The organism is Deferrivibrio sp. (assembly GCF_055117995.1).
Genome location: NZ_JBSQOT010000007.1, coordinates 1 through 25,469, shown reverse-complemented (window position 1 = coordinate 25,469; position 25,469 = coordinate 1). Strand labels below are relative to the sequence as shown.

The 25,469-nt window shown below is 36.0% G+C and carries 24 protein-coding genes and 1 tRNA gene; 12 read left to right on the top strand and 13 right to left on the bottom strand.

Annotated elements, in window-relative coordinates; all coding sequences use genetic code 11:
- Window positions 1-147 precede the first annotated feature (147 nt).
- From ACTCAF_RS03445 to ACTCAF_RS03425, 5 genes are all read right to left on the bottom strand, one after another.
- Window positions 148-224, bottom strand: a tRNA-Pro gene (locus tag ACTCAF_RS03445).
- A 69-nt stretch (window positions 225-293) separates the two neighbouring features.
- Window positions 294-1,142 (bottom strand): thiamine pyrophosphate-dependent enzyme, encoded by an 849-nt coding sequence (locus ACTCAF_RS03440; protein WP_463061902.1) that lies wholly within the window; start codon window positions 1,140-1,142, stop codon window positions 294-296.
- Between the two features lie 2 nt (window positions 1,143-1,144).
- Complete coding sequence (locus ACTCAF_RS03435; RefSeq protein WP_463061901.1) at window positions 1,145-2,827, bottom strand: 2-oxoacid:acceptor oxidoreductase subunit alpha; 1,683 nt, start codon at window positions 2,825-2,827, stop codon at window positions 1,145-1,147.
- A gap of 9 nt (window positions 2,828-2,836) precedes the next feature.
- On the bottom strand, window positions 2,837-3,688 hold the full coding sequence (locus ACTCAF_RS03430; protein ID WP_463061900.1) for a DUF2156 domain-containing protein: 852 nt from the start codon (window positions 3,686-3,688) through the stop codon (window positions 2,837-2,839).
- Window positions 3,678-4,994: an MATE family efflux transporter gene (locus ACTCAF_RS03425; RefSeq protein WP_463061899.1), complete on the bottom strand. Its 1,317-nt coding sequence runs from the start codon at window positions 4,992-4,994 to the stop codon at window positions 3,678-3,680. Before ACTCAF_RS03425 ends, ACTCAF_RS03430 begins: the two co-directional genes overlap by 11 nt.
- 81 nt (window positions 4,995-5,075) lie before the next feature.
- On the opposite strand from ACTCAF_RS03425, the gene ccsA reads away from it, so the two are divergent.
- Genes ccsA through ACTCAF_RS03395 form a run of 6 tightly spaced genes read left to right on the top strand, consistent with a single transcriptional unit; the run spans window position 5,076 to window position 10,478 of the window.
- Window positions 5,076-5,864: a cytochrome c biogenesis protein CcsA gene (gene ccsA / locus ACTCAF_RS03420; RefSeq protein ID WP_463061898.1), complete on the top strand. Its 789-nt coding sequence runs from the start codon at window positions 5,076-5,078 to the stop codon at window positions 5,862-5,864.
- A 3-nt stretch (window positions 5,865-5,867) separates the two neighbouring features.
- The gene (gene hemA, locus ACTCAF_RS03415) at window positions 5,868-7,130 is read left to right on the top strand and encodes a glutamyl-tRNA reductase (protein ID WP_463061897.1); all 1,263 of its coding nucleotides are present in this window, start codon (window positions 5,868-5,870) and stop codon (window positions 7,128-7,130) included.
- Complete coding sequence (gene hemC, locus ACTCAF_RS03410; RefSeq protein WP_463061896.1) at window positions 7,131-8,051, top strand: hydroxymethylbilane synthase; 921 nt, start codon at window positions 7,131-7,133, stop codon at window positions 8,049-8,051.
- A gap of 2 nt (window positions 8,052-8,053) precedes the next feature.
- Complete coding sequence (locus tag ACTCAF_RS03405) at window positions 8,054-8,770, top strand: uroporphyrinogen-III synthase (protein ID WP_463061895.1); 717 nt, start codon at window positions 8,054-8,056, stop codon at window positions 8,768-8,770.
- Window positions 8,767-9,735: a porphobilinogen synthase gene (hemB, locus tag ACTCAF_RS03400; protein ID WP_463061894.1), complete on the top strand. Its 969-nt coding sequence runs from the start codon at window positions 8,767-8,769 to the stop codon at window positions 9,733-9,735. The genes ACTCAF_RS03405 and hemB overlap by 4 nt, the downstream gene beginning before the upstream one ends.
- Window positions 9,732-10,478, top strand: coding sequence for a DUF815 domain-containing protein (locus ACTCAF_RS03395; protein WP_463061893.1), 747 nt, complete (start codon window positions 9,732-9,734; stop codon window positions 10,476-10,478). Before hemB ends, ACTCAF_RS03395 begins: the two co-directional genes overlap by 4 nt.
- 3 nt (window positions 10,479-10,481) lie before the next feature.
- Here ACTCAF_RS03395 and ACTCAF_RS03390 read toward each other — a convergent pair whose 3' ends face one another.
- The gene (locus tag ACTCAF_RS03390) at window positions 10,482-11,720 is read right to left on the bottom strand and encodes an EAL and HDOD domain-containing protein (protein WP_463061892.1); all 1,239 of its coding nucleotides are present in this window, start codon (window positions 11,718-11,720) and stop codon (window positions 10,482-10,484) included.
- 261 nt (window positions 11,721-11,981) lie between these two features.
- Here ACTCAF_RS03390 and ACTCAF_RS03385 point away from each other — a divergent pair, with 261 nt between their 5' ends.
- The 4 genes from ACTCAF_RS03385 (at window position 11,982) to nrfD (ACTCAF_RS03370) (ending at window position 16,744) form a co-directional block, all read left to right on the top strand.
- Window positions 11,982-12,443, top strand: coding sequence for a DUF134 domain-containing protein (locus ACTCAF_RS03385; protein ID WP_463061891.1), 462 nt, complete (start codon window positions 11,982-11,984; stop codon window positions 12,441-12,443).
- Between the two features lie 206 nt (window positions 12,444-12,649).
- Window positions 12,650-14,977 (top strand): molybdopterin-containing oxidoreductase family protein, encoded by a 2,328-nt coding sequence (locus ACTCAF_RS03380; protein WP_463061890.1) that lies wholly within the window; start codon window positions 12,650-12,652, stop codon window positions 14,975-14,977.
- 12 nt (window positions 14,978-14,989) lie between these two features.
- Window positions 14,990-15,544 (top strand): 4Fe-4S dicluster domain-containing protein, encoded by a 555-nt coding sequence (locus ACTCAF_RS03375; RefSeq protein WP_463061889.1) that lies wholly within the window; start codon window positions 14,990-14,992, stop codon window positions 15,542-15,544.
- 15 nt (window positions 15,545-15,559) lie between these two features.
- Window positions 15,560-16,744 carry an NrfD/PsrC family molybdoenzyme membrane anchor subunit gene (nrfD, locus tag ACTCAF_RS03370; protein ID WP_463061888.1) on the top strand — a complete coding sequence of 395 codons (1,185 nt, stop codon included), beginning with the start codon at window positions 15,560-15,562 and terminating at the stop codon, window positions 16,742-16,744.
- Between the two features lie 14 nt (window positions 16,745-16,758).
- On the opposite strand, the gene ACTCAF_RS03365 is transcribed toward nrfD (ACTCAF_RS03370), so the two are convergent.
- From ACTCAF_RS03365 to ACTCAF_RS03335, 7 genes are all read right to left on the bottom strand, one after another.
- Window positions 16,759-17,076, bottom strand: coding sequence for a DUF134 domain-containing protein (locus tag ACTCAF_RS03365; protein WP_463061887.1), 318 nt, complete (start codon window positions 17,074-17,076; stop codon window positions 16,759-16,761).
- A gap of 11 nt (window positions 17,077-17,087) precedes the next feature.
- Window positions 17,088-18,290 carry an NrfD/PsrC family molybdoenzyme membrane anchor subunit gene (nrfD, locus tag ACTCAF_RS03360; RefSeq protein ID WP_463061886.1) on the bottom strand — a complete coding sequence of 401 codons (1,203 nt, stop codon included), beginning with the start codon at window positions 18,288-18,290 and terminating at the stop codon, window positions 17,088-17,090.
- A 10-nt stretch (window positions 18,291-18,300) separates the two neighbouring features.
- Window positions 18,301-18,858, bottom strand: a complete 558-nt coding sequence (locus ACTCAF_RS03355) for a 4Fe-4S dicluster domain-containing protein (protein ID WP_463061885.1) — start codon at window positions 18,856-18,858, stop codon at window positions 18,301-18,303.
- Window positions 18,859-18,868: 10 nt separating this feature from the next.
- Entirely contained in the window at window positions 18,869-21,193 is a 2,325-nt protein-coding gene (locus tag ACTCAF_RS03350) for a molybdopterin-dependent oxidoreductase (protein WP_463061884.1), read from the bottom strand.
- A gap of 114 nt (window positions 21,194-21,307) precedes the next feature.
- Entirely contained in the window at window positions 21,308-22,255 is a 948-nt protein-coding gene (locus ACTCAF_RS03345) for a substrate-binding domain-containing protein (protein ID WP_463061883.1), read from the bottom strand.
- A 549-nt stretch (window positions 22,256-22,804) separates the two neighbouring features.
- Window positions 22,805-23,347: a chalcone isomerase family protein gene (locus ACTCAF_RS03340; RefSeq protein ID WP_463061882.1), complete on the bottom strand. Its 543-nt coding sequence runs from the start codon at window positions 23,345-23,347 to the stop codon at window positions 22,805-22,807.
- A gap of 2 nt (window positions 23,348-23,349) precedes the next feature.
- A complete protein-coding gene (locus ACTCAF_RS03335) occupies window positions 23,350-23,751 on the bottom strand; it encodes a MerR family transcriptional regulator (protein ID WP_463061881.1) in 402 nt (133 codons plus the stop codon).
- 275 nt (window positions 23,752-24,026) lie between these two features.
- Between ACTCAF_RS03335 and ACTCAF_RS03330 the strand changes: the two genes are divergently transcribed.
- Both ACTCAF_RS03330 and ACTCAF_RS03325 read left to right on the top strand, forming a co-directional pair.
- The gene (locus tag ACTCAF_RS03330; RefSeq protein WP_463061880.1) at window positions 24,027-24,812 is read left to right on the top strand and encodes an enoyl-CoA hydratase/isomerase family protein; all 786 of its coding nucleotides are present in this window, start codon (window positions 24,027-24,029) and stop codon (window positions 24,810-24,812) included.
- An 11-nt stretch (window positions 24,813-24,823) separates the two neighbouring features.
- The coding region (locus tag ACTCAF_RS03325; RefSeq protein WP_463061879.1) for an acyl-CoA dehydrogenase family protein at window positions 24,824-25,469 on the top strand (646 nt) is incomplete at its 3' end.

Sequence of the window (25,469 nt, the reverse complement as noted above, 5' to 3'; positions counted from 1 at the left end):
AATAAGCGAGTGCTAACGTCAAAATATAAACACTATCAATTTTTGTCAAGGAGAAAATTTTCAAAAATAATCATTTTTTCAAACAAAATATGAGTATTATCAATGATAATCTAAGTAGGATACTGAATTGTTTTTTTGCGATTTAAATGGTCGGGGCGAGAGGATTTGAACCTCCGACCCTCGGTTCCCAAGACCGATGCGCTACCAACCTGCGCTACGCCCCGAATTGACGAGGAGTGTTTATAAAACAAAAACTCTTATTCGTCAACTACTTTTTTTAAAAACTGTAAATTTCATTTAAAACTCTGTAACTCCTCGGAAATATCCCTGATTTTGCCAGTTGTTTCAAGCAATGTTTTCTCCTTAATTTGTGGATGAAGAGAAGTATATTCGTCCTTTTGTATTTTATAAATTATTCCGAGAGCAATTTTATCCTTTTCCCATACCTTTTTTAAAGCGTTCTCAAAGCTTGTACAGTCATAAGATTCGTCAAGTTTGTAAATTCTCTCATCATAATATTCATAACTGTATTTTTTCCCGAAAGTAACACACGGCTGCAGAATATCTATATATGCAAACCCCTTGAAATTAATCCCTTCTTTTATAAGCTCCTTCAAGTGTTCAACCTCACCGGAATACCCTCTTGCAACAAAAGCAGCACCTGCATTTAAAGCTACCGCCAGCGGATTAAGTGGCTCATCAATTACACCAGAAGGGGTAGATTTACTCTTTAAGCCTTTATCAGTAGTAGGTGATGCCTGTCCTGTAGTAAGGCCATAAATATGATTATCATGAACAAGATAAGTAATATCAAGATTTCGTCTTATTGCGTGTATAAAGTGCCCGGCACCCATTCCATAGCCGTCTCCATCCCCGCCATTTACAATCACAGTCAATTTGTGATTTGAAAGCTTTACACCTGTTGCAACAGGTAGCGTCCTGCCGTGCAGAGTATGAAAACCATAAGTGCGTAAATGATTTAACATCTTTCCTGAGCAACCTATCCCGGAAACATTTACTACATCCTTGCCATTCAGCTCAAGGTCTGCCAGAGCACCTTTTATTGCATTCCATATAGCAAAATTGCCACAACCCGGGCACCAGACAGGTATTTTACCAGAATTAAATTCCATTGCTTTCATAATTATCTCCCCCTCTCAACAAAATCTAAAATCTCTTCAACAAAAAAAGGCCTTCCATCGTATTTTAAAAACTTATCCTCAATAACAATACCTGTTTTTTCAGCAATGATTGAGGCAAGCTGCCCGGTAAAATTTGTCTCAATAGCAACTAACTTTTTACCTTTAAAAATATTTTTCACATCTTCCCAATTAATCGGGTTGACAGCCGAAAAATGTATAAAATTAAACTTTTCGGTAAATTTCAATGCTTCCATCAAAGGTAATTTGGTCGACCCCCAACAAACAAAAGTAATTTCAGCATTTTCATTACCATAGAGTTTCGGTAATGGCAGTTCATCTTTTATATAATTTTCTTTCCTAAACCTTCTTTCCTGGTTTTTTATTCTTGTTTTGGAATCAGTTGCAACAAATCCAAAATCATCATGTTCGTTACCCGGAGCCTTAAACAAACCACCTGGCGTACCTGGATTTACTCTCATTGCAACTCCATTTTTAAATTCCTTATATCTTGGGAAAAAATCCATTGGTTTGCTTTCATCCCCTTCAAAAATATAGCCCCTGTCAATTTCCAAACCATCATACTCAAGGTTGTCCACGCAAAAATGGGATTCGGATAAAAATTTATCCGTCAATACAAAAACAGGCACTTGATATTTATCGGCAAGGTTAAAAGCCTCAAATGTCATAACAAACAGCTCCTTTAAATCGCCCGGAGTTAGCACAATCCTTACAAATTCGTCCTGCGAAATATTCATTACAAATTTCAGGTCAGACTGCTCTGTCCAGGTAGGCATCCCCGTAGCAGGCCCAGGTCTTTGACTTAGGGCTATTACAAGCGGTGTCTCAATCATTGCAGCAAGCCCAACCCCTTCTGTCATAAGGCTTAAGCCACCCCCTGAAGTCCCGGTCATCGCCCTCACTCCCGCGTATGAAGCACCAATTGCCATTATAATACCGGCAATCTCATCTTCAGTGTGTTTTACAATTATCCCATATTTTTCTGCAACACCTGCAAGATAGTGAAGTATGGAAGATGCAGGTGTCATAGGATATGTACTATAAAATCCAACCCCTGCCTTTATTGCACCTGTAGCTATTGCTTCATTGCCTGTCATAACAAGATAATCCTTAACCTTGTCATCAGGCTTGAAATTATTTTGAATAACATTTTCACAGTACTGCATCCCTTTTTTCGCAGCTTCAATATTCATATTTACAACTTTTGCGGGAAAACTTTCTTCAAACAGTTTAAAAACAATATTTTCATCTACCCCTAAAAGCTTTGCAGATGCTCCAAGAGCTATTGAATTTTTGACTATATCGGGAAAATCGTTTTCTTTTAATATATTTTTAATAGGAATATGTATCTTTTTGCAAACAATATCTTCGCTTAACTTTATGCTGTCAAAATCCGCAATGACAGTCATATTTTCGGTAATATCCTCATTGTCAAATACTACTTTATCAAGGGCGACAAGAATATCACACCTCTTATAGACTGAAAAAACACTTTCATTTGAAAATGTTATGTGATAACAATTATACCCGCCCCTGATAATGGATGGGTATTCGGGATACCCTTGCACCGAATATCCGCTCCTTTTTAAGGCTTTTGCAAACATTGGTCCTGCACTCATTATTCCAAATCCCGCAGGTCCACCAATTTTCCAGGTCAATACAGTCATAAAAGCTCCTTATTTTTTTAAACTTACTCTATATTTTTTATACATAAAATCCGGCACATATGATGATTTGGCAACTCTTAATGCCATTTTCCCCAAATCCTGTTCAAAATTTAAATATTTATACTTTTTAGGCAATCTTTTAGCAAAGTCGTTGTAGATAAATTGATACGCCCCCTTAAACTTTCTTTTTCCTTTAGCAAAATGCAAAACAAAAGTCTCGCTATCTATCTCTTCGCCTAAAATAAAACCAGCAGGCTCATTTTCCGCATAATAAATTATACCACAAATTACAAGTTCATCCATTAAATTTAGAGCTTCCTTACACTGGTAGTAATCGGTTTTATTTGGGTCTTCTCCTATTTCTTCAAGCCAGGTATCCAAAATATCAATTGCATCAACCAGATTATCTTTTAACAGTGGCTTTGACTCATAACTGTAATTGGTAATAAACTGTTTCAACAGATTTCTCTTCTTATGCAGCTTTCTCCCTTTAAAAGTTGATATTTTTTCAACGGTATAAATATAATCAGTATCCCCATCCCTGAAATGATATTCAAAATCATCATCAAAATAATCAAGCCATTTTTCATCAATCGGAAAAATAAAATCATAGCCCCTTGCAATTTCCTTTAAATAAAGTCTATCAAGTTTAAAAATTTCTACTGTGGGCATAAGATACTTTTTATTGTCGTAGCTAACACCTTCAATAAAAATCTCTTTATCATAAATAACGTTGTATTTATGATTATTGCGAAAAAGAAAAAGGTTAGCAAAGCTGTACTCAGAAATTTTAGTTTCAACCTGCTTAAGTTTTTCAAAAAGTATTTCCTTGTGTCTTAATTCAAGCACTTCAGATTTCATTATATAACCACCTTTTTTTGAAATAATATCTTCCAATTAAATAACACTGAGCAAAAATAGATATATTCATACTCCACCATATACCTGATGAGCCGTAATTTAGAAAAATTCCTAAAACAAAAGCAAGAGGAATTCTTATAAGCCATAAACTGCTTATCACTCTTACCATAACACTTTTTGTATCCCCTACTCCGTTTAATCCTCCTCCAAGTATAACACCAAATGCCATAAATGGCTCGCTTATCATGCTGATATATAAATAATTGACACTCTCTTTCACCACATTTTCATTGTTTGATAGGAAATTTGCAATAGGCCATGCAAAAACAATAACAATAACTGTAATTAAAGTAATAATTACACTCCCCATTAGTGCCGTATAGTAGCCTGATTTAAAAGCATCTTCCATGTTTTTTTCTCCCATATAATTACCAACCACCACAGCATTTGCCATATTAAATGCAAAAGCAGGCAGAAAAATAGCAGCCTCAATCCTTGCCCCATTTGTAAAGGCCGCCATTACATCGATACTCTTTTCCGGAATCATACCTATAATCAAAAATAGCACCGTACTGCCAAGTTGCCAGCTTACCTGAAGCAGGCCTGATGGCCAACCAATTTTGAAAACCCTTTTTATAAAATTTATATCAATTTTCTTTAGCACCAAAAATATTCTGATATGATAGAGGTTTAAAATGGCAGCAACCACAACACTTACTACAGTTGAAAGGGCAATCCCCTTAAATCCCAGAGGGGTGTGAAACACAAAAAAGAAATTTAATGATACATTCAAGACTGCTGCCAATAACATCGATAAAAGTGAAATTTTTATTCTTGAAGTAGCTCGCAATATCCCGTTTGTGTTTACCAGAAAATAATGAAACATAAGCCCGAAAGCATATATATTGATAAGGGGGACAGCAAACTTTTTTATCTCATCAGGGATATTTAAAAAATTTATAATATTATCCGACAAAAATATCCCTGCCAAACTTAACAATATGCCAAAAGACCCGGTTGCTGCCAATATTGAAAATATTGCTACGGAAAGCTCATTGCTATCTTTGGCAGTATACAGTCTTGACACCACAGACACACTGCCCACGGTAATTGCATTTGCCACCACAACAAATATAAAATAAATCTGTGAAACAAGTCCTATCGTGGCCTGGACTTCTTTGCCTATAATACCTGCAATATATACATCGGTAAGGCTTATAAAAAACTCAAAAATCATGATAAGAATCATAGGCCAGCTTACTGACCAGCTTTTAACCAACAAATTTAGTATGTTTTTATCATTCACCTTAAAAAAACCCTTAACAAATTCTCTTCTTTATATTACACTCTTTCAAGTAATAAAAAACATTTTTATTAAGAGGTAAAGATGCTTTACAGTTTGACATTGTTTGCTTACCTTTCAAGTTTCCTGCTTATCCTTTTACATTTTTTCCATAACAGCAGAAAACTATACATTTTTTCACAAATATCAATGTTTATTTCTGTGATGTTAAACTTTTTAACCATAATACTCAGATGGGTATCGCTAAAACAATTCCCTGCATCAACTCTTTTTGATATTCTCAGTATGACAATGTTTTTTCTCGGTACCGGATATGTTATTTTATTTGTAAAATATAAAAGGCCATTTTTATCGCTATTGATTCTTCCATTTATAATAGCTGCCGGTGTAGGAGGCTTTTTATCTGAAAATATTGTCTACAAGAAACAACACTTATCTACATTCTGGATATACATCCATCTTCCTCTTACAATAGGAGGTACTGCATTTTTTCTTATTTCAGCACTATGCGGGATTCTTTATTTTATGCAGGAAAGACAACTTAAAAACAAAAACTTTGGCCTGATTTTCAAAAATTTTCCACCTCTTGAAACAATAAACAACCTTAATAATTTCTCGATATTTACAGGCTTTGTGCTCTTTTCCGGCGGAATTATCTCAGGGATAATATGGGGGCTGATCGAGTGGAATGGCACATTAATCCTCTCATCAAAACTAATATTTTCATTTATCACCTGGATAATATTTTTTATAATAATAATCATAAAAAAAATTAGAGGGCTTACGCCAAAACAAGCAGCATCATTAAGTATTATTGGAATTATTTTGATACTGTTGACATATCACGGTGTAGCCAATTTTTTATTAAGGTGAAATATGCAACTTGCAGTAGTTGGTTTAAATCACAATACAGCGTCTGTTGATTTGAGGGAATGTCTGGCAGTACCCCAGGAAAAACTTGAGCAGATTTACACAAATATCCTTGCAAATGAAAGGATTTATGAAGCACTTATTTTATCAACCTGCAACAGGGTCGAATACTACCTCGTAACAGATGATTTTTTATGCAATATTGAAAGCGTGCTTAAAATCGTGGCTGAGGAAAGCAACATAGAAATCGGTGAGCTTAAAAATCACACATACACTTATTGCGGAAAGGATGCGATTAAACATTTATTTAAAGTCGCCTGCGGGCTTGATTCCCTGGTGCTGGGTGAGCCGCAAATTTTTGGTCAGGTAAAAGATGCATTCAATTTTGCAAAAATTTATGGAAAGGTTGACAGATTTTTAAAAAAACTGGAAGAATCTACCATAAAAATTGCCAAAAAGGTGCGCACCGAGACAGGTATTGCAGAAAATCCGGTTTCTGTAAGTTATGCCGCAGTTGAACTTGCCAAAAAGATTTTCGGTAGTCTAAAAAACAAATCAGCCCTCATAATAGGTGCTGGTGAAATGTGTGAGCTTGCAGCAAAACATCTTTCTTCAACAGATATCAACTCAATAGTAATCACTAACAGGACATTTGAAAAAGCTGAAAATCTTGCCAGAGAAGTTTCAGGTATTGCAAAACCTTTTGAAAATCTTAAAGAATACCTTATGGATGCTGATATTGTAATAAGTTCAACCGGTGCTCCTAATTTCATCGTAAGCTATGAAGATGTCAAATCGATTATGATTAAAAGAAAATATTCACCAATGTTTTTTATAGATATTGCTGTCCCAAGGGATATTGACCCTAAAATCAATGAAATTGAAAATACATATGTTTACGATATTGATGATTTGAAAAGTGTTGTTGAAGCCAATAAAAAAGCAAGAGAAAAAGAAGCTGTAAAAGCGCTACAAATGGTGGATGCAGCTGTTGAAGATTTTCTATACTGGATAAAATCATTAAAAATAGTACCTGCGATAAAAGGGCTTCGCAGCTATTTTGAACAAATACGGGAGACCGAAATCAAAAGACTTATGGAAAAATACAAAGGGAGCATTGATGAGCAGCTATTAAATTATGCATTGACATCTTACCTGAACAAAGCCCTGCATACCCCCCTTACGAATCTTAAAAATTTAGGGGTAAGCGGTGATAAATACACTTTAGCTGAGGCAGTGGAAATATTATTTAATTTAAAAGGAGAATAAATGAGAAAGCTAATAATAGGTACAAGAGGGAGTAAACTTGCCCTGTGGCAATCAAATTACATAAAAAGCCTTATTGAAGAAAAACACAAAGATATACGGGTTGAGCTTAAAATCATAAAAACTCAGGGGGATAAAATATTGGATACCCCTCTTGCCAAGATTGGCGGAAAAGGTCTGTTTGTAAAAGAAATCGAAAATGCTTTGCTCGATGGTAGTGCAGATATTGCTGTACACAGCATGAAAGATGTTCCTATGGAGTTACCTGAAGGTCTTACTCTGTTTGCAACCCCAAAAAGGGAAGAACCAAACGACGCCTTTTTGTCAGTAAAGTATAACAATATTAGAGAATTACCGAAAGGTGCAGTTGTAGGAACAAGCAGTTTGAGAAGAAAGCTGCAGCTTTTAAAACTCAGAAGTGACCTTACGATAAAAGACTTAAGAGGAAATGTTGACACAAGAATAAATAAAATGCTTAACGGTGAGTTTGACGCTATAATTCTTGCAAAAGCCGGTCTTAAGAGACTCCAACTCACGGAATACATAAAAGAAACAATTTCCATAAGCGATATCTTGCCAGCTGTATGTCAGGGGACAATTGGCATAGAGCTTCGAGGTGATGACAAGGCGACACAGGAAATAGTTTCTTTTATAAATGATGATATTACAATGATAAGGACAAAATGCGAAAGAGCCTTTCTAAAAAAATTGCAAGGGGGGTGTCAGGTACCCATAGCAGGTTTTTCTACAATTGAAGAAAACAAAATCCACCTGAAAGCCCTTTTATCCTCACTTGACGGCAAAAAACACTTATTTGAAGAAGGGGATGACACCATTGAAAACGCAGAAAATTTAGGCGAAAAAATTGCCGAAAAGATATTGAATAATGGCGGAAAAGAAATTTTGAAGGAAGTTTACTCATAGATATGGCTTTTAGAAACATTTTGATTACAAGACAGCCAGAGCAGTCTGTTGATTTTATAAACCTTTTGTCACGTAATCTTTTTTATCCATTTTTGTTGCCTATGATTGAAACTTCGGGGCTGAATTTCAATGTCAGGAAAAAGGTTTATGACTTCATAATATTTTCAAGCATAAATGCCGTAAAATATTTTATGGATAAATCCGATGCCAGGGCAATAAAATATATAGCAGTTGGCAGCAAAACGGCGGAATTTCTAAAAAATTACGGTATCGACGCAATCGTCCCTCAAGGTGAATTTTCAGCGGACGGACTGATAAATTATTTTGAAAATATAGATGTAAAGGATAAAAATATTTTGATTCCGGTACCTGAGACCCATTCAGATAAATTAAAAAATCACCTTATCACATATGGCGCCCTGGTGGAAACTGTAGCTATCTATAAAACCAGTAAAATTAAATATGAAAGTGGTTATGTGAAAAATTTTATTGCTGAAAACAAAATTGACACGGTTGTTTTTGCATCTCCGTCTGCAGCAGAGAGTTTCTTTATGAACTTTCACGAGGATAGTTTTATCAATAAATTAAATTTTATATCAATAGGGAAAACAACTTATAATTTTTTAAAAAACAGTCTAAATATAGACTCATACTACCCCGAAGAATATACCATATATGGGGTTGTGTTGCTTTTACAAGAATTAAGGAGGACAAAATGAGCTTTCCTGTTATCAGACCAAGAAGACTAAGAAAAAATGAACTTATAAGAAGCCTTGTAAGGGAAACAAAATTAACACTTGACGATTTGATATATCCGCTCTTTGTTACCGAATATGATGGGGTCAAAAAGGAAATACCTTCAATGCCCGGAATATATCAAATGGATATAGAAAATACCGTTAAAGAATGCATTGAGCTTGAGAGGCTTGGCATAAAAGCGATTATCCTCTTTGGGATACCTAAACATAAAGATGAATTAGGAAGCGAGGCTTACAACGAAAATGGAATAATCCAAAATGCCATCAGGGCAATAAAACAAAATACCAAAAATCTGTACATCATTACTGATGTATGTATGTGCGAATATACAAGTCACGGGCACTGCGGAATTATAAAAGACAATGACGTCAACAATGACGAAACACTCAAATACCTTGCCCTTGAAGCCCTTAGCCATGCAAAAGCCGGTGCTGACATGGTTGCACCAAGCGATATGATGGATGGCAGAATTATGGCAATAAGGGATATCCTTGACTCTAACAGTTTTGAAAATATTCCAATAATGAGCTATTCTGCAAAATTTGCTTCAGCTTATTATGGACCTTTCAGAGATGCGGCAGAAAGTACTCCTAATTTTGGTGATAGAAGAAGCTATCAGATGGACCCTGCAAACAGGTTGGAAGCCATAAGGGAATCAGAGCTCGACCTTTTGGAGGGTGCAGATATCCTTATGGTAAAACCTGCCCTTGCTTATCTTGATATTATCAGAGAAACAAAAGATACCTACAATGTACCTTTGGCAGCATATAACGTAAGTGGAGAATATTCCATGATTATGGGGGCAATTGAAAGAGGATGGTTTGATAAAGACAGAATTATTTTGGAAACTCTAACATCTATAAAAAGAGCCGGAGCTGACCTTATATTAACTTATTTTGCAAAAGAGGTTGCCAAAATTCTATGAGTCTAAATAGTAACATCGCTTTTAGATGGCTATGGTGTGAGCTTGCGCCTATTGATATTTCTGTAGAAAATGAGCTTGATAATTTGCTTTGCATAGACAGGCAAAAAATACTTGCTGTAAAAAACATCCAATCATTTGTAAATAATGGACCTTTCTTGAATATGCTCCTGTGGGGGGAAAAAGGGTGTGGAAAATCTTCACTGATAAAATCAATTGTTAAAAAATTTGAGAAAAGTGGCCTTAAAATAATTGAATTTCTTGATGAAGAAATAATTTCTATTTTTAAATTATACGAAATAATAAGACAAAATTATCATTTCAAGTTTATTGTTTACTTTGACGATATCTCGTTTGACGATGACGATGCACTTTTTAGAAGATTTAAATCAGTAATCGAAGGTAGCCTTGAAGAACCTCCTTCTAATGTTATGTTTGTTGCCACATCAAACAGAAGACACCTGATAGCTGAAAGGGCATATGAAAGCAGCGACATTTATTCACGAGATGATTTAAACGAAAAATCGTCTCTTTTTGCAAGATTTGGATTAACAATCGGGTTTTACCCTCTCAAGAAAAGTGAATACCTTGAAATAGTGAAACTTTACTTTGATAAATATGGTGTGCCTTCGGATAATGAGTTTGAGCAAGAAGCAGAAAATTTTGCAATCGAAAGGGGCGGCAGAAGCGGAAGAATTGCAAAGCAGTTTGCTATTTATAAAATGATATCCAGCCAGGAAGTTTGAAATTCATATTGAAGACATCAGCTCGTTTAACCATGAATAGCTGTTAAATTTTGCCTCACTAAATGTATTATAATCGATGTTAAGTTCATTAAGCACCATTAACAAATTGTCATAAACTTCAAATTCATCATATTCCAGCGCTTTTAAAATCTTGCCAAAAATTCCTTCATAATGAAGCAGTGCCATTTCAATCTCATCATCAAGCCCAAGCATTCTTATGAGCTCACTTTTTGGTTTATTAAAAAGAACATCCACAAGAGAAAAAAGGCCTATCAAAAACGCCGTATCTTTTTTTTCCTCATCGTTTTTAAATACTTTTGATGCAACAAATTCCATCATTTTTGCTCTGACAACGGCCGACTGAAATAAAGGTGAATTGACTGCATTTTTACCCTTATGGGCAAAACTTAAAAGCATAAGCCAGCTTTGCAATTTCCTCATACCTATAAGACTTATTGCATGCCTTATTGATTTTATTCGTGATCTGAAAAAAAATGCCGCCGAATTTACAAATTTAAGAAAATTATAACTTAACACCGGATTTGTCTGAAAAATATCAACAATCTTCTTTATACTTTCATTTTTATTTATCATATTTATTACTTTTATTACTGTAAGTTTGGAGGGGTCAACGGTATCTGTTTCAAGAATTGTGGGTCTTGCAAAGAAAAAACCCTGAAAAAGGTGAAATCCCGCTGCCTTACACTTTTCATACTCCTCAAAAGTCTCCACCTTTTCAGCAAGAAGCTTTGCGGGGAGTTTGTTTAATATTTTAAGCTTCACCGAAAGATTGTCATGTTTTACCCTTGGATATTCAACTTTGATATAGTTTACCTTATCAAGAAGTTTGCCAAAATTATCAAGATAATCTGCATCAAAAACAAAGTCATCAAGAGCAAACTTATAGCCTGAAGCTTTAAGCTCACACACTCTGCTAACCAGGTAATCATCCACAACAGTATTTTCCAGAATTTCAAGAACAAATTTATCTTTCGGAATAAGCTCAACAAACTCACTGAGCAAAAAATCCCTGTTGACATTGATAAATCCTGTGGCATTGTTCAAAAGACTTTCTACACCAAAGCGCTCAAATATATTTATAAGTGTCATCGCTATAGACTGAAATGCATCTTCTATCATAGCAATATTGTTGTATTTATCATCCCTGAAGAGCATCTCATACCCGTAAATACTTTGACTTGAATCTACAATTGGCTGCCTGCCTATAAATATCTTTTCCATAATTTTTAGATGACACTCCGCATCAAAAAAAGATTCCGTAACCTTAAATCATATTCAATTAAAGATTAGCACATTTAAAACTTAAAAACAAATTAAAATAAATTTTACCATTTTTGAGCATCTGCTCTTATTTATTTTTTAAATTTCATATATTTGAATTTTTAAATATAGGGCATATGCCTATAAATCTTGTATGATTTTTTTATTGACATATGACCGAAAACTTGGTATTCAAACATAAGTTCATTAAAGGAGGCATGAATGTCAAGACCCCCTAAACCAAGACTTGTAAGACACCGCCCAAGATTTTTCAGATTTGGGCCTTTATGCAATGATTGCCCTGAAGTGCCGACAATCGAGATGACTATCGACCAATTGGAAGCCATGAGGCTTGCAGACCTTGAATGCCTTTCCCAGGAAGACGCAGCTGAATCAATGAAAGTTTCAAGACAAACGTTTGGCAGAATAATTGAACAGGCAAGAAAATTAGTTACTGACGCACTGACAAATGGTAAAATAATAAAAATTGCCTGCGACGAATATATAGAATTCCACAGCCGTGAATTAAAATGTATTAATTGTGGTCACGAATGGGAAGATAATTCCGGATTCATCCCTGAAAATATCTCTTGCCCACAGTGTAATTCAAAGGAAATTATCAAAAGAAAGCGTTGCGGACAGGGTTGTGAATGTCCTTTAAAGGTACAGACTCCATTCATATAACCAAATAAACATCTGCGCAAAATATTATTGTCATATGCTTTTAATTATACTTTAAGAGTCGATTTATCTTGTTTTATCAAAATTTTGAGCATTTGCTATAAAGCCTTCATATATATAACAAAAAAAGTATTGACAGTTATTGTCATAACTTTTATTTCAAACATAAGCTAAAATAAGTTTTATCACTAAACAACAGGGAGGCAACAATGTCTTTATCAAAAGCCAAACTAAGTAGGAGAAAGTTTCTTACTTTAAGTGGTGCTGCTCTGGCTACTGCCACGGCTGCTTCCAGCCTATCTTCTCTCAAGGCAGTTGCTTCAAGCAACACCAAAGAAAATCCGGTAAACACAAAAGGGAGAAAGTTTGTTTACAGCTCATGTGCCATCTGTGTTAACAAATGTGGTCTTGTAGCAGAAGTTAACAATGGTGTCATAAGAAAACTCAACCCTAACCCACACTTTTTCAAAAGCAGGGCCATGCTATGTGCAAGAGGAAATGCTGGCGCAAAAGTCCCTTATGACCCTGACAGACTGAAAAAACCTCTTATAAGAGTTGGCGAAAGAGGTTCAGGTCAGTTTAAGGAAGTAAGCTGGGAAGAAGCTTACAATTACATTGCTGAAAATGTTTTAAAAATCATCAAAAAATATGAAAACCGCTCAGCGATAGGTTTTGCTTCTACCGAAGGATTCCAAGAAGAGTTTTTCATTCATCTTGCAAATATTGTCGGTTCAACCAACACTGTAAGACACCCAACCCTATGTCTTGCTTCAAATATTCAAGGTTATTCTTCAGTATATGGCACTTACCCAGATGCAGATATACTAAATGCTGACTTTGTTGTGTTGGCAGGTTCAAACAGAGCTGAAGCAATAATAACTCCTGATACAATTGATATGGCCAAAAACCATAAAAAACAGACCCTTGTGTGCATTGATCCGAGAGTTACAAAAACATCAGCTATAGCAGACAAATGGTACCCTATCAAACCCGGCACAGACCTTGCCCTTGTGCTTGCAATGATAAATATCATTATTTCAGAAAATCTTTATGACAAGGATTTTGTCGAAAAGTACACATATGGTTTTGATGAGCTTGCAAAACATGTAAAACAGTATACCGCTGAGTGGGCTGAAAAAGAAACAGAGATACCGGCAAGTGAAATTTATTGGCTTGCAAGAGAATTCGCAAAAAATGCTCCTCAGTCCGTATGGTACCCTGGAAGAAGAAGTTCTTTTTATGCCAATGACGTATATTACAGAAGAGCATGTGCAATCCTGAACGCAATTGTCGGAGCTTTTGACAGAAAAGGCGGTCTTGTCCCTAAATCAGGCATAAAGCTGAAAAAACATGACTTTGAATTTCCTCTTTATGACTTTACAAAGGAAAGAATTGATAATGGCACTTTACCATTTCTCGAGGAAAAACTTCCTGAAGAGTTTAAAACAGCAGGTAGTTTGCCAACAGATTCTTGTGCATATCTTTCTGAAAAAGATGGAAGCTGGATAGTTTACAGAGATGCAGCCCTTGCCGGCAATCCTTATCCATTAAAAGGGATGTTTATTTATAAACAAAATCCTGTTGAATCTGTACCAAACAGAAAGAAGACTCTTGAGTTTTTAAAACAGATGGATTTTGTATGCACAATTGATGTGGCAATGAGTGATACCGCTTTTTATTCAGACGTAGTACTACCTGAATCAACTTACCTTGAAAGGTGGGATCCAGCTGAAAATTTAAGTGGTGTAGTACCTATAGTAGTAGCAAGACAGCCGGTAATTGAGCCCCTTTTTGATACAAAATCAATGCACCAGATTGCAGTAGATTTGGCCAAAAAGTTCTATGATATGCCAGAATTCTGGGAAGATTCCACCGATGAGGACAGGGCATATTTAGCCAAATATATAAAAGCTATGGATGTTCCAATGGAACACATAATAGAGGAATCCCTATCTGGCTATCCTGGCGCATACGAAATGTTGAAGGAAAAAGGCGTATTTTATCTGTCCACAGAGCCAGAATATGGAAAAATGCTTGCTGAAGGAGCAAGATTTAAAACAAGAACAGGCAAAATTGAACTTTACAATGTAAAATACGCTGAAAAAGGGCTTGACCCACTTCCTGTCTACAAAAAACCATCCGTAGGTAAACCTGGGCAATTCAGATTTGTAGTTGGTCGCCATGGCCAATTTACTCATGCTTCAACACAGAACAATATCTATCTTCTGGAAGCATATGGGGATTACGAAAACGCATTATGGATAAATTCAAAAGTTGCTCTGGAAAGAGGTTTGAGAGCTGGTGATAAGGTAAAGGTAGTAAGCAAAGCTGGTGAGCAAATTGTAAAAGTTATGCCTACTGAATTTATCAGACCTGACATAGTATATTATGTACACGGATTTGGACGTATTTCAAAGGGATTAAGCCTTATTTATAATAAGGGTGCATCTGAAGCTGCTATTCTGTATGACTATGCAGAAACAATCTCAGGAAACGCATGTATGCACGAAACCTTTGTAGATATTCAAAAAGTATAATAGAGGTGCAAAATGAGCAATAAAAAATACGCAATTGTCCTTGATGACACAAAATGTATAGACTGTAAGGCATGTACACTGGCTTGCAAGATGGAAAACCATGTACCAACAGGGCTTTATAACTACAGAATCTGGGTGGCTGAAAAGCCCGTAAGGGGACATTTTCCTAATATTAAAAGAAGTTTTCAGCCTTCCCAGTGCCAGCAGTGCGATAATCCACCATGCGTGCATGTCTGCCCTACAAAAGCTTCTTACCAGACAGAGGATGGTGTAGTACTTGTAGATCATAATAAATGTATTCTTTGCAAGTATTGTATGACTGCATGCCCATATGACGCAAGATATGTAAATGAAGAAATAAAGGCTATCGACAAATGCACTTTCTGTTATCACAGACTACCCGAAGGCAGGGAGCCTGCCTGTGTGGAAACCTGCCCACCAAAGGTAAGGGTATTTGGTGACCTTAACGATCCAAACAGTGAAGTGTCAAAACTTTTGGTTGAACATGAAACCTTCAACTTAAAGCCAGAAAAAGGCACTAAGCCAAAGTTATACTACATAAGATAATAAGGGAGGATAATTATGACTACCCGTACAGAAACTATAGGCATTAATATTTTTGAAGGAAATAAAAGGATTTCCAATGTGTGGCTTGGATTTTTTCTCCTTGTTTCTCTTCTTGGAGCATTCGGAGTAGGCAATATTTTGCTTCACGGACATGAGGAGACGCTTGGAGTAACAAGAACTGTGCCATGGGGGATACTCATTTCTACATATGTATTTTTTGTTGTTTCCAGTACAGGTCTCTGTTTGATTTCATCAATGGGACACGTATTTGGAATTGAAAAATATGAAGTAATAGGCAAAAGGGCAATTATTCTTGCGATATTCACACTTCTTTGTGGTTTTGGCGTAATCGGAATGGAACTTGGGCACCCATTCAGAATGCTGATTTACAACGTAATTTCACCTAACTTTCATTCAGCAATCTGGTGGATGGGTACGCTTTATGGTGTTTACCTTGTGTTTATCGCTATTGAGTTCTACTTCCTGATGAAACACAACCATAAAGGTGCATTTTATGCAGGACTTGGCGGATTCTTGGCAGGTATTTCAGCTCACTCTAACTTAGGTGCTGTTTTCGGCCTTCTTGAGGCAAGGCCTTTCTGGCATGGCCCATATTTACCTATATACTTTATCCTGTCAGCACTTATATCAGGATGCGCCCTGATTATTATTATCCTTAATGTAGCTCACAAAGGGCCAGCTAATATGCCTGTAAAAGAGCAGCAGGCACTTCTTGGTATCTCAAAAATATTCGGACTTCTTATTGGAATATTGATATTCTTTGATATTTGGAAGTTAATAAGCTCAATTTACGGTGCTCCACCTGAAAAATATGAAACCGTAATGCAGTTATTAACTGGTCAGTTATCTACAAATTTCTGGCTGTTTGAGACTGTATTCGGACTCTTAATACCTTTTGGAATTATCCTATTCACAAAAGGAAACAACATAAAAGCATCACTTGTAGCAGCTGTATCAGCAGTGATTGGTATCTTTTTCATGAGATATGACCTTGTAATTGCCGGACAGCTTTATCCAATGAGAGCTGCTACACCCGGAGCAGGCGTCCAAGGTGCAACAGCAAGTGGTTTTGTCACTTACACTCCATCTTTCACTGAAATTGCAATAGTAATAGGAGCAATATCTTTCTGCTGTTTCCTTTACCTTGCAGCAGAAAAGTTTCTTAACCTTAATGAATAATATTTAAAGGGGAGCTAACTGCTCCCCTCTTCTTTATCCTCAACAATTTCAACATTTCCACCTTCAATTACAAGTTTTTTACCTTCCACTATAAATTCAGACAGCTTCCTTCTGGCCTTTTCCACTACCCTTGAAAAGGTTGGTCTCGATATATTCATCAGTTTTGCAGCATCTTCATGACTGAACCCTTCAAAGTCAGCCAATCTTATTGCCTCGTATTCATCCAGAGTAAGCCCAATCTTCTTAAGTCTTGCTGATGGCACTCCACTTGGCTTAAACTCATGCTTTGATGGTAACGATCTGACCACCCTTAATTTATCTGTTCTGGCCATTGCAGCTCCTTTTAGTGATGCTCTTCTGTTTCCAGGTTTAAAAATTTCTCGGCCATAAAGTAGAGAAATAGAAACAGTCCCCAACCAAGTGCAAATATCATCCACTCGCCTGCTGAAGGGGAATATTGAACAAGGCCATTTACAGCTTCAACCCCTGACCCTTCAAGAGCTTTCCTCATTGGAGGCAGCTGTCCAGCTACAATAAAGTCATATCTGGTAAAAAATAGCCCAATCATAAAGATTATTCCTGCTACTCCAAGGGCTCTTGTGTTTCTTGCCTTTGTAAACGCAATTATCAAGAAAGGAATAACAACTGCAAGCCCAAGCTCACCAATCCAGAAATTTTTACTAAGTGGCCCTTTAATAAGTGCCATAGCTGACAAATATGCATCACCTGGCTGAGTATAAATTGAAGATAAAATCTTCCAAAGATATAAGAATGCCATTAAAGCAATCCCCATACCCATAATTTTGCCAAGTGCATTCATTGTGCCATTTAATTTTTCGGGAATATTCCAACCATAAATAATGTTGTGAATTACCATTAAAAGTGCTGCTCCGGCAGTAATTCCTGAAATTACGAGAAATGTTGAAAAATATACTCCATGATAAAACGGTCTTGCATTTAATGAACCAAAAACATATCCAAGGTTGCTTGTCGCAAATACACCAACCAAAAGAGCAAAAAAGCCAACTACTTTTGCTGTCTCATGATCTTTAGCTGTCTGGTTTGGTTTGAAAACAAGATAAAGCTCAATTGCAAGAATTACAAGCTCTATACCATAAAATACTCCCATCCAGACGATAGGTGCTGAAAGATTAGGGCTCAATATCATATAAATCATAAGCCTTATAGGGTGACCAATTTCCATTCCAATCTGAGTAAAACCTGCAAGCAAGATTACAAACGCCATTACTACAATTCTCTTACTTACTTTAGAATATTTCTCAAAACCAAAGGCATGACCAAGACCACCGATAAACGCTAATCCAGTAGAAGTAATTACAAAATATGCATAAGTGGATATCAATAGTCCCCAAGGAACTTCCCTTGTAACGCCATAAACTGCTTCATGACCTTTAAATAGCACTTGCAAAGTAGCATAACCACCTATAGCAAGCAAAATTAGTCCTATTATTATGAAAGGGATAGGCGCTTTGCTTGGATTTATCTGTATTAAACTATTACCTGTTTTTTCTACATGAGTTGACATTTTTTCCTCCTTACTTAATTATATAATAGAGTCTTGGATTGGTATTTCTGTCTTCTTTAAGACGGTAATACCTATTAGTGTCCAAAAGCTTGCTTACCTGGCTGTTTGGATCATTTAAGTCACCAAACACCCTAACTTTTGTAGGACATGTTTCCACACAGGCAGGCTCTCTGCCTTCAGGTAGTCTGTGATAACAGAAAGTACATTTATCAATCGCCTTATGATGTTCATGAACAAATCTTGCATTATATGGACAGGCAGTCATACACGCTTTACACAATATACATTTGTCATAATCAACCAAAACTACCCCTTCAGGCGACTTGTATGTTGCTCTTGTAGGGCAAACACTTTCACAAGGGGTATTTTGACAGTGCTGGCACTGAGAAGGCTCATAATCCTGATGTAAATCAGGAAACTTACCCTGAAGTTCAAGCGCGGTTACCCATATTCTATAAGCTCCCTCTTCATGTGGCACATGATTCTCAGCTCTACAGGCCACAGTACAGGCCTTGCAATTTATGCATTTTTTTGTATCTAAAACAATTGCATATCTTTTCTCATTCATTTCCTGCTCCTTAAGCCTTTTTAATCTCTACAAAAGTTTCATGCATAGCTGCATTACCGGAGATAGGTTCAATTTTATCTTCCAGTATTGCTGCCTGAGAAGCACCTTTTTTATAAACAAGTGAAAGACCTTTTGATATTCTCCCAAAGCCATGTGCATAAAATACGCAGTCAGGTCTTATTTTCTCTGTCACATAAGCTTTTACAATCTGCTCACCAACCTTGCTTTTCACTTTTACATAGTCACCACTTTTAATACCAAGCCTTATAGCCTCTTTAGTGTTTATCCAGAGTGAGTTTTCTTTCTGAATCATATGTAAATATTCGTTGTTCTGTGTACCTGCGTGGGTATTCCATGCATGTCTGCCGAGAATAAATCTGTATTTCCCTGGCTCAGGCTGGGAAGGTCTTCTGTAAACTGGCAACGGATCAAGCCCCTTTTCTTCATATTTAAGATTATAAAGCTCTATTTTGCCTGACTTTGTCTTAAATCTTGTCCCTTCTTTTCTCATCTTGCCATATACCGGTTTATCTGAAAGATAGAATACTCCCTCTTTTTTAATTTGGTCAAAAGCACCAGGGTATTTAGAAAGCTGATATTTTACAAACTCTTCCGTTGGCTTATTCAAAATTTCTTCTACAAGCGTAGCCTTGAAGTCTTCCACATCAGCACTGTCTGCATCATCCCAAAGGGATGGAATTTTAAGCATTTCATTTACAATCCCTGCAGCTATTTCATGCATTGACTTTGTATTAAAAAGAGGCTCAATTACAGGCTGCCTGAATGTAACAATAGGCCAGATACCAGAAAGTGAATGACATGGGTCCCATCTTTCAAGATATGTTGACTCAGGAAGCACAAGATCTGAATACCAGGCTGTCTCTGACATCTGTATTTCAATAGTGCAGATAAAATCCATCTGCTCAAAAAGTTTTAAAGTTTTTTCCCTGTTTGGTGCAGATTCCACAAGGTTTTGCTTGTATGCAATAATTGCTTTTATCGGATAAGGTTCCCCGCGAAGCGCAGCTTCCCTGAAAGCAAGCCAGCTACCATCTTTTTCCCCCAGAAAAGTACAGGAATCAGTTGGAAGCCCTGCAGCAGTCCTTTCATCTTCAGGCAAAAGCTCTTTTATCCCTTTAAAACTTACATCAAGTCTCCCTTTTGACATATCAAAAAATGGGAATATTGGATCATGTTTTGCAAGGGGGATACTACTTTTTGGAACTATACCACCAGGTACATCAAAGCTGCCAACTATTGCTGTCAAAATAGCACATGCACGCCTTAGATAAACATCATTTACATACCAGGAAGTTCTTCTTCCCGGATAGACAAGACTTCTTGGTGCATATTTTGCAAATTCATGAGCTGTCCATCTTATTTCACTTGCAGATATTTCACACTCTTTTTCAGCCCATTCAGGTGTATAGGGTTTTATATGCTCTTTTAATTTGTCAAAACCAAAAGTAAATTTATCTACAAACTCTTTATCGTATAGTCCCTCTTCAACGATTACATTTGTAACTGCAAGTATAAATGCAAGGTCTGTGCCTGGCTTAACCGGATACCATTTGTCTGCCTTGCTTGCAGTTACAGTGAATCTTGGATCAAGATAAACTATCTTCTGACCTTTTGGTCTATTCTTTTGAAAATCAATCGAATCCGGAGTTACTAACGCTTCACCTCTGTTAGCACCAAGCATTATGACAAATTCTGCTTGAGTCAAATCAGCATCAGGGTAAGTACCAAACACTGAAGACCAACCCTGAATAACAGAGGAAAGGCAAAGAGTCGGGTGCCTTACAGTATTTGCAGAGCCATATGATTGAACAAGAAAATGAAAAAACTCTTCTTGAAAACCTTCAGTGGAATAAAAGGCAACAGCAGACCTGTTTTCATACTTTCTTTTAATTTCATCAAGATTTTTTGCAACAATCTTAAATGCCTCGTCCCAGCTTATCTCTTTAAATTGACCTTCACCTCTTTTGCCAACTCTTAACAAAGGAGCTTTAAGCCTATCAGGATTATAAGGCTCTTCCACACCAGCATTTCCTCTTGCACATAGCATCGCCCTGCTTTTAAAAAACTTTGGATTGGGATTGAGCTTCCTGATTTTTCCATTGACTACCTCAGCAATCAGCCCGCACTTGTTTACACACATAGCACATGATGATGGAACAAATTTGCGGCCCAACTCACCTAATTTTCCCTTGGCCTCATCGTTTGCTACAGCCTTGATTGAACTAAGGCCACCTGCCATTGAGGCAGCAGCAAGGGTAACTCCAGAAGCAGCCAAAAATTTTCTTCTGCTTAACTTTAGCCTGGTAAAACTCATAAAATAAGCCTCCCTATGATTTATTAGCTTATGCCACTTAAAAACCACACAATATTGCTATATCAATATATTCTAAATTGCATACAATATACAATTTTTATGAGCATATGCAAGTCAAAATCCAGCATAATTTACTAACCCTCTAAGCCTAAAGCTTAATTTTTTTAGATCACCTCTGAATTCCGGGTAAAACCCCACGTAAAAACCATGCGACTCAAGCAGCTCTTTTGCATCATCACCAAGAAAATAATTTAAAAACTCAGTGACTTCCGGGTCATTTTCATACCCTTTCTTAACAGCAATACTGAAATATATGCAGTCCCCGCTTAATCTTTTTAGGCTCCCATCTTCTTGAGGAATCTCTACGTAAGTATTGTTGTAAATAGCTTTATAACAGTCGTTAGATAAGCTTGCCATATCAGGTAACTCAATGTAGTTAAGACCATTTTCAATAGCGATAGTCCTATAAGTTATAAAATAATCAACATCCCCTCGATGTGACGCTTCGACAATCTCCCTGACGTTTGAATATTTAAGCGACTTGTTATACAAAGTAGCATATAAATTTGGCTGCAAGTAACTTCTCTGTGAGAGTTTTAAGGCAAGCAGTTGTCTTACATTGCAAATCTTGGTAAAGTCGCTAACAAGCCCAAACTTTACCTCTGATTTTCTGAGATAAGAAGGCCAATTTTCTCTGTTAATTTCTGTCGAATACTTGCTTTTTTGGGTATAAGCCAGTACCATTCTGTCAGTTGCAAAGGTTATGAAAAATGCGTATTCTGATGCAGATTTATTTGACATATGCTCATCAATATACTTCATAGGTATAATATCAATTGCTGTTTCGGAAATCTTTTTCACATTATCTTTTGCAGAAACCGTGCAATCATCATCAAAAACGATAACACTATTATCTTTATCTTCAGATTCAAACTGTTTTTTGATGTTCTTCATAGACTGGATAAATACTTCTGGCACATTGATTTTTATTTCACACCTTGCCGAATTTACTACTATAAATTCACTTAAAGCAAATACCAGCACTAACAATACGACTCTCATATCATACCTCCACCATATATTTACTCTAAGACCCGGCCAGGACTTGTTGCTGTATACAATGTTACTGTCTTATGCTCATTTATAAGAAAACAATATACAAGTTTATGAGCATATGCAAGTATTTTTTTTAGCTTTTGTTCAGATTAAAATCTCTGGTTTTTATATACAAATGACAATAACTTTTTTTACATATAACAACAATTAGTTATAAAATATACTAAAACAATAAAGTTTTAATTCAGTTCTAAAAAAATTTTTAATTTCATTTTGGATTAAATTGACATATGCTCATTATTTTACTATTATTCTCTTTACATTCTGTCATTACATCAATATTTTGCAGTTTATAAAAAATTTATTAAAGAATATTTTGATTGCATTGCAAGACATTTGACATTTATAAAAATTATTGAAAAAAATATGGACACCGATACATCAGTATGTATCTGTTAAACGAGAATACGCTACTAAAAAAATGGGGGGGCATTTTGCCCCCCCCCGACAAAATTATTATTGCGATAAAAGTGTCAACTCAAAAAGCAGATTCTTTTATTTAGAAAGCATCCCATCTTTGAGACCACTATCAGCAGGCTTTTCACCTATGTATACCTTCATAACGGCATTCACCAACTCTTTATCAGTAAACTCAGCAAGCTTTGATGAATTTTTTACTACCATTACAGTATCACCGCTCAACACGAGGTCAATCTCATCCCCTTTCATGACATCAAAATTAAACACATCTATAAATTGTTTAAATCTCTCCATATTCGAAACACCATTATTTTTAAATCCATCCTCAAAAGCTTCTTTCATCTTGGAAGAATCAACTTTCTTATACAAAAAATGCATTTTAATCACTTTTGAGTCCATATCATAAATCTCAGCAGGACTTTGGGACTTCTTCTCCAGATACAGGGCTCCAATGTATACTTTGATAAAAAACTTTTTCCTTAATCCATAGCCATTCAAAACAAGCTCTTTGCCATTCAGGACATAATTGTCAGGGATATTAACATCCTCAACAACCACCGCAAAAATAGATAAAGGAAGCAGTAACATAACTACCATAAGCATAAAAATTCTTTTCATAATTAACCCCCAAATTTATTTTTCATTATTTCTATCACTTTGGACTTATATTCAAGTATATCATTTCTAAGGGAAGCAAGCCTGGCAATTTTGGCATCAATTTTAGAAATATGAGAATCAAGAATTTCCACAAGCTTTGGCATAATATTGTCAGGCGTTTGATGTATTTTATAAATATCTGCCAATTCCTGCATCTCTTTCAAACTTATCCCAAGCTCCTTTAATTTCAAAATAAATTTTAACCTTTTTATATCATCCTTATCATAAACTCTTATACCACCATCAAGCCTTTTGGGGTGACTCATCAGTCCAATTTCCTCATAATACCTTATAGTCCTGGTAGTAACACCCAACATCGTGGCAACTTCCCCTATCTGGTAATATCCCTTATTATCAATCTTCATAAACCTCACCCATACTTTACCTTAACGTTAATTACAATCAATCACACTATTATATTTAATTTTACAACTTGTCAAGAAAATATAACTATATTTTTCACACAGTAATTCGCTACACATTTTCAGTAATACTTTAAATATCATAATATTGCAAAACATACAGTGCACGTCCCTGAATTTTTGTTCAATCAATTCAATATAGCGTTATATTATACTTGACATTTACGTTAAAAAGATTTATCTGATTTTATGTGCTAATATTAAATAAGGGGGAATTTATGCAAAATAAATTTATCAAAACAGACACCAAAAATAAAACATCAATACTCACCATCTCAAGACCTGAAGCTCTCAATGCACTAAACCTGGAAGTATTAAATGAGATAGAATGCTCCCTATATGAAATCAGTCTAAACAGAGATATTTGTGCAGTAGTTATAACCGGAGATGGGGAAAAAGCATTTGTAGCAGGCGCCGATATAAAAGAAATGGCTAACATGTCACCCATTGAAGCAGCAAAATTTGCACAAAAAGGGCACGATATCCTCAGGCTTATAAGAAAAATGCCTCAACCAGTGATTGCTGCAGTAAACGGCTATGCATTGGGTGGCGGTTTTGAAATGGCCCTTGCCTGTGATATTATTTATGCCAGCCAAAATGCTAAATTTGGCTTTCCTGAAGTAACCCTCGGAATTATTCCAGGTTTTGGTGGTACACAAAATCTATCAAGGCTTGTTGGAGAAAAAATAGCCAACGAATTAATCTTTACAGGCAATATGATACCGGCTGAAAAAGCAAAAAGCCTTAGCATAATCAATGAAGTATTTGACAGCAAAGCTCAGCTGCTTGAAATGGCTTTAAAAACTGCAGAGAAAATATCTTCAAACTCACCGATTGCAGTTGCATTGGCAAAAGATGCAATCTTAAATGGGATTAATCTGCCACTCAATGAAGCCTACCATTATGAAAGCAAAGTTTTTGGCAATCTATTTTCTACACAGGATCAAAAAGAAGGCATGACAGCATTTATAGAAAAAAGAAAAGCAAATTTTAAAGGAATTTAGGAGGAAATATTATGGATTTTGAATTAACCCAAGACCACAAAGTATTAAGAGACACTGTAAAGGACTTTGTAAATAATGAAATCAGACCAATTGCGACAGAGATTGACAAAAACCACGAAATCCCTTCTGACTTGATGAAAAAAATTGGCGAAATGGGATTCCTTGGTACATATATACCTGAAGAATACGGTGGTGCCGGACTTGATTACTTTTCTTATATTATAGTTGTGGAAGAAGTATCAAAAGCTTGCGGCTCAACAGGTGTAATGATTTCAGCTCACACCTCACTTGCATGTGACCCAATTTATCAGTTTGGAAACGAAGAGCAAAAGAAAGAATTTTTACCTAAGCTTGCAAGCGGCGAAAAAATCGGCTGTATTCTTCTTACTGAGCCCGAAGCAGGTAGTGATGTAGCTAATATCTCTACTACATACAAAGAGGACGGTGATAACTACATCATAAATGGCAGCAAAATTTTTATTACAAACGGTGGATTTAAAGGGATTGGGGTAGTTTTTGCGACAAAAGATAAGAGCTTGCAACACAAAGGTATTTCAGCTTTTATTGTTGATCTTGAGTCTGAAGGGGTTGAAATTCTTAAAAATGAAGAAAAATTAGGTATCAGAGGAAGTTATACAACTGCCTTTGCCCTTGATA

What these genes read in the sequence shown, in the direction of transcription:
- ACTCAF_RS03350 (WP_463061884.1), bottom strand. Translation starts at nt 21,193, where the DNA reads ATGAGTTTTACCAGGCTAAAGTTAAGCAGAAGAAAATTTTTGGCTGCT.
- ccsA (WP_463061898.1), top strand. Translation starts at nt 5,076, where the DNA reads ATGCTTTACAGTTTGACATTGTTTGCTTACCTTTCAAGTTTCCTGCTT.
- ACTCAF_RS03355 (WP_463061885.1), bottom strand. Translation starts at nt 18,858, where the DNA reads ATGAATGAGAAAAGATATGCAATTGTTTTAGATACAAAAAAATGCATA.
- ACTCAF_RS03375 (WP_463061889.1), top strand. Translation starts at nt 14,990, where the DNA reads ATGAGCAATAAAAAATACGCAATTGTCCTTGATGACACAAAATGTATA.
- hemA (WP_463061897.1), top strand. Translation starts at nt 5,868, where the DNA reads ATGCAACTTGCAGTAGTTGGTTTAAATCACAATACAGCGTCTGTTGAT.
- ACTCAF_RS03385 (WP_463061891.1), top strand. Translation starts at nt 11,982, where the DNA reads ATGTCAAGACCCCCTAAACCAAGACTTGTAAGACACCGCCCAAGATTT.
- hemB (WP_463061894.1), top strand. Translation starts at nt 8,767, where the DNA reads ATGAGCTTTCCTGTTATCAGACCAAGAAGACTAAGAAAAAATGAACTT.
- ACTCAF_RS03440 (WP_463061902.1), bottom strand. Translation starts at nt 1,142, where the DNA reads ATGAAAGCAATGGAATTTAATTCTGGTAAAATACCTGTCTGGTGCCCG.
- ACTCAF_RS03365 (WP_463061887.1), bottom strand. Translation starts at nt 17,076, where the DNA reads ATGGCCAGAACAGATAAATTAAGGGTGGTCAGATCGTTACCATCAAAG.
- ACTCAF_RS03330 (WP_463061880.1), top strand. Translation starts at nt 24,027, where the DNA reads ATGCAAAATAAATTTATCAAAACAGACACCAAAAATAAAACATCAATA.
- hemC (WP_463061896.1), top strand. Translation starts at nt 7,131, where the DNA reads ATGAGAAAGCTAATAATAGGTACAAGAGGGAGTAAACTTGCCCTGTGG.
- ACTCAF_RS03395 (WP_463061893.1), top strand. Translation starts at nt 9,732, where the DNA reads ATGAGTCTAAATAGTAACATCGCTTTTAGATGGCTATGGTGTGAGCTT.
- nrfD (WP_463061888.1), top strand. Translation starts at nt 15,560, where the DNA reads ATGACTACCCGTACAGAAACTATAGGCATTAATATTTTTGAAGGAAAT.
- ACTCAF_RS03390 (WP_463061892.1), bottom strand. Translation starts at nt 11,720, where the DNA reads ATGGAAAAGATATTTATAGGCAGGCAGCCAATTGTAGATTCAAGTCAA.
- ACTCAF_RS03435 (WP_463061901.1), bottom strand. Translation starts at nt 2,827, where the DNA reads ATGACTGTATTGACCTGGAAAATTGGTGGACCTGCGGGATTTGGAATA.
- ACTCAF_RS03380 (WP_463061890.1), top strand. Translation starts at nt 12,650, where the DNA reads ATGTCTTTATCAAAAGCCAAACTAAGTAGGAGAAAGTTTCTTACTTTA.
- ACTCAF_RS03340 (WP_463061882.1), bottom strand. Translation starts at nt 23,347, where the DNA reads ATGAAAAGAATTTTTATGCTTATGGTAGTTATGTTACTGCTTCCTTTA.
- ACTCAF_RS03345 (WP_463061883.1), bottom strand. Translation starts at nt 22,255, where the DNA reads ATGAGAGTCGTATTGTTAGTGCTGGTATTTGCTTTAAGTGAATTTATA.
- ACTCAF_RS03335 (WP_463061881.1), bottom strand. Translation starts at nt 23,751, where the DNA reads ATGAAGATTGATAATAAGGGATATTACCAGATAGGGGAAGTTGCCACG.
- ACTCAF_RS03405 (WP_463061895.1), top strand. Translation starts at nt 8,054, where the DNA reads ATGGCTTTTAGAAACATTTTGATTACAAGACAGCCAGAGCAGTCTGTT.
- ACTCAF_RS03430 (WP_463061900.1), bottom strand. Translation starts at nt 3,688, where the DNA reads ATGAAATCTGAAGTGCTTGAATTAAGACACAAGGAAATACTTTTTGAA.
- nrfD (WP_463061886.1), bottom strand. Translation starts at nt 18,290, where the DNA reads ATGTCAACTCATGTAGAAAAAACAGGTAATAGTTTAATACAGATAAAT.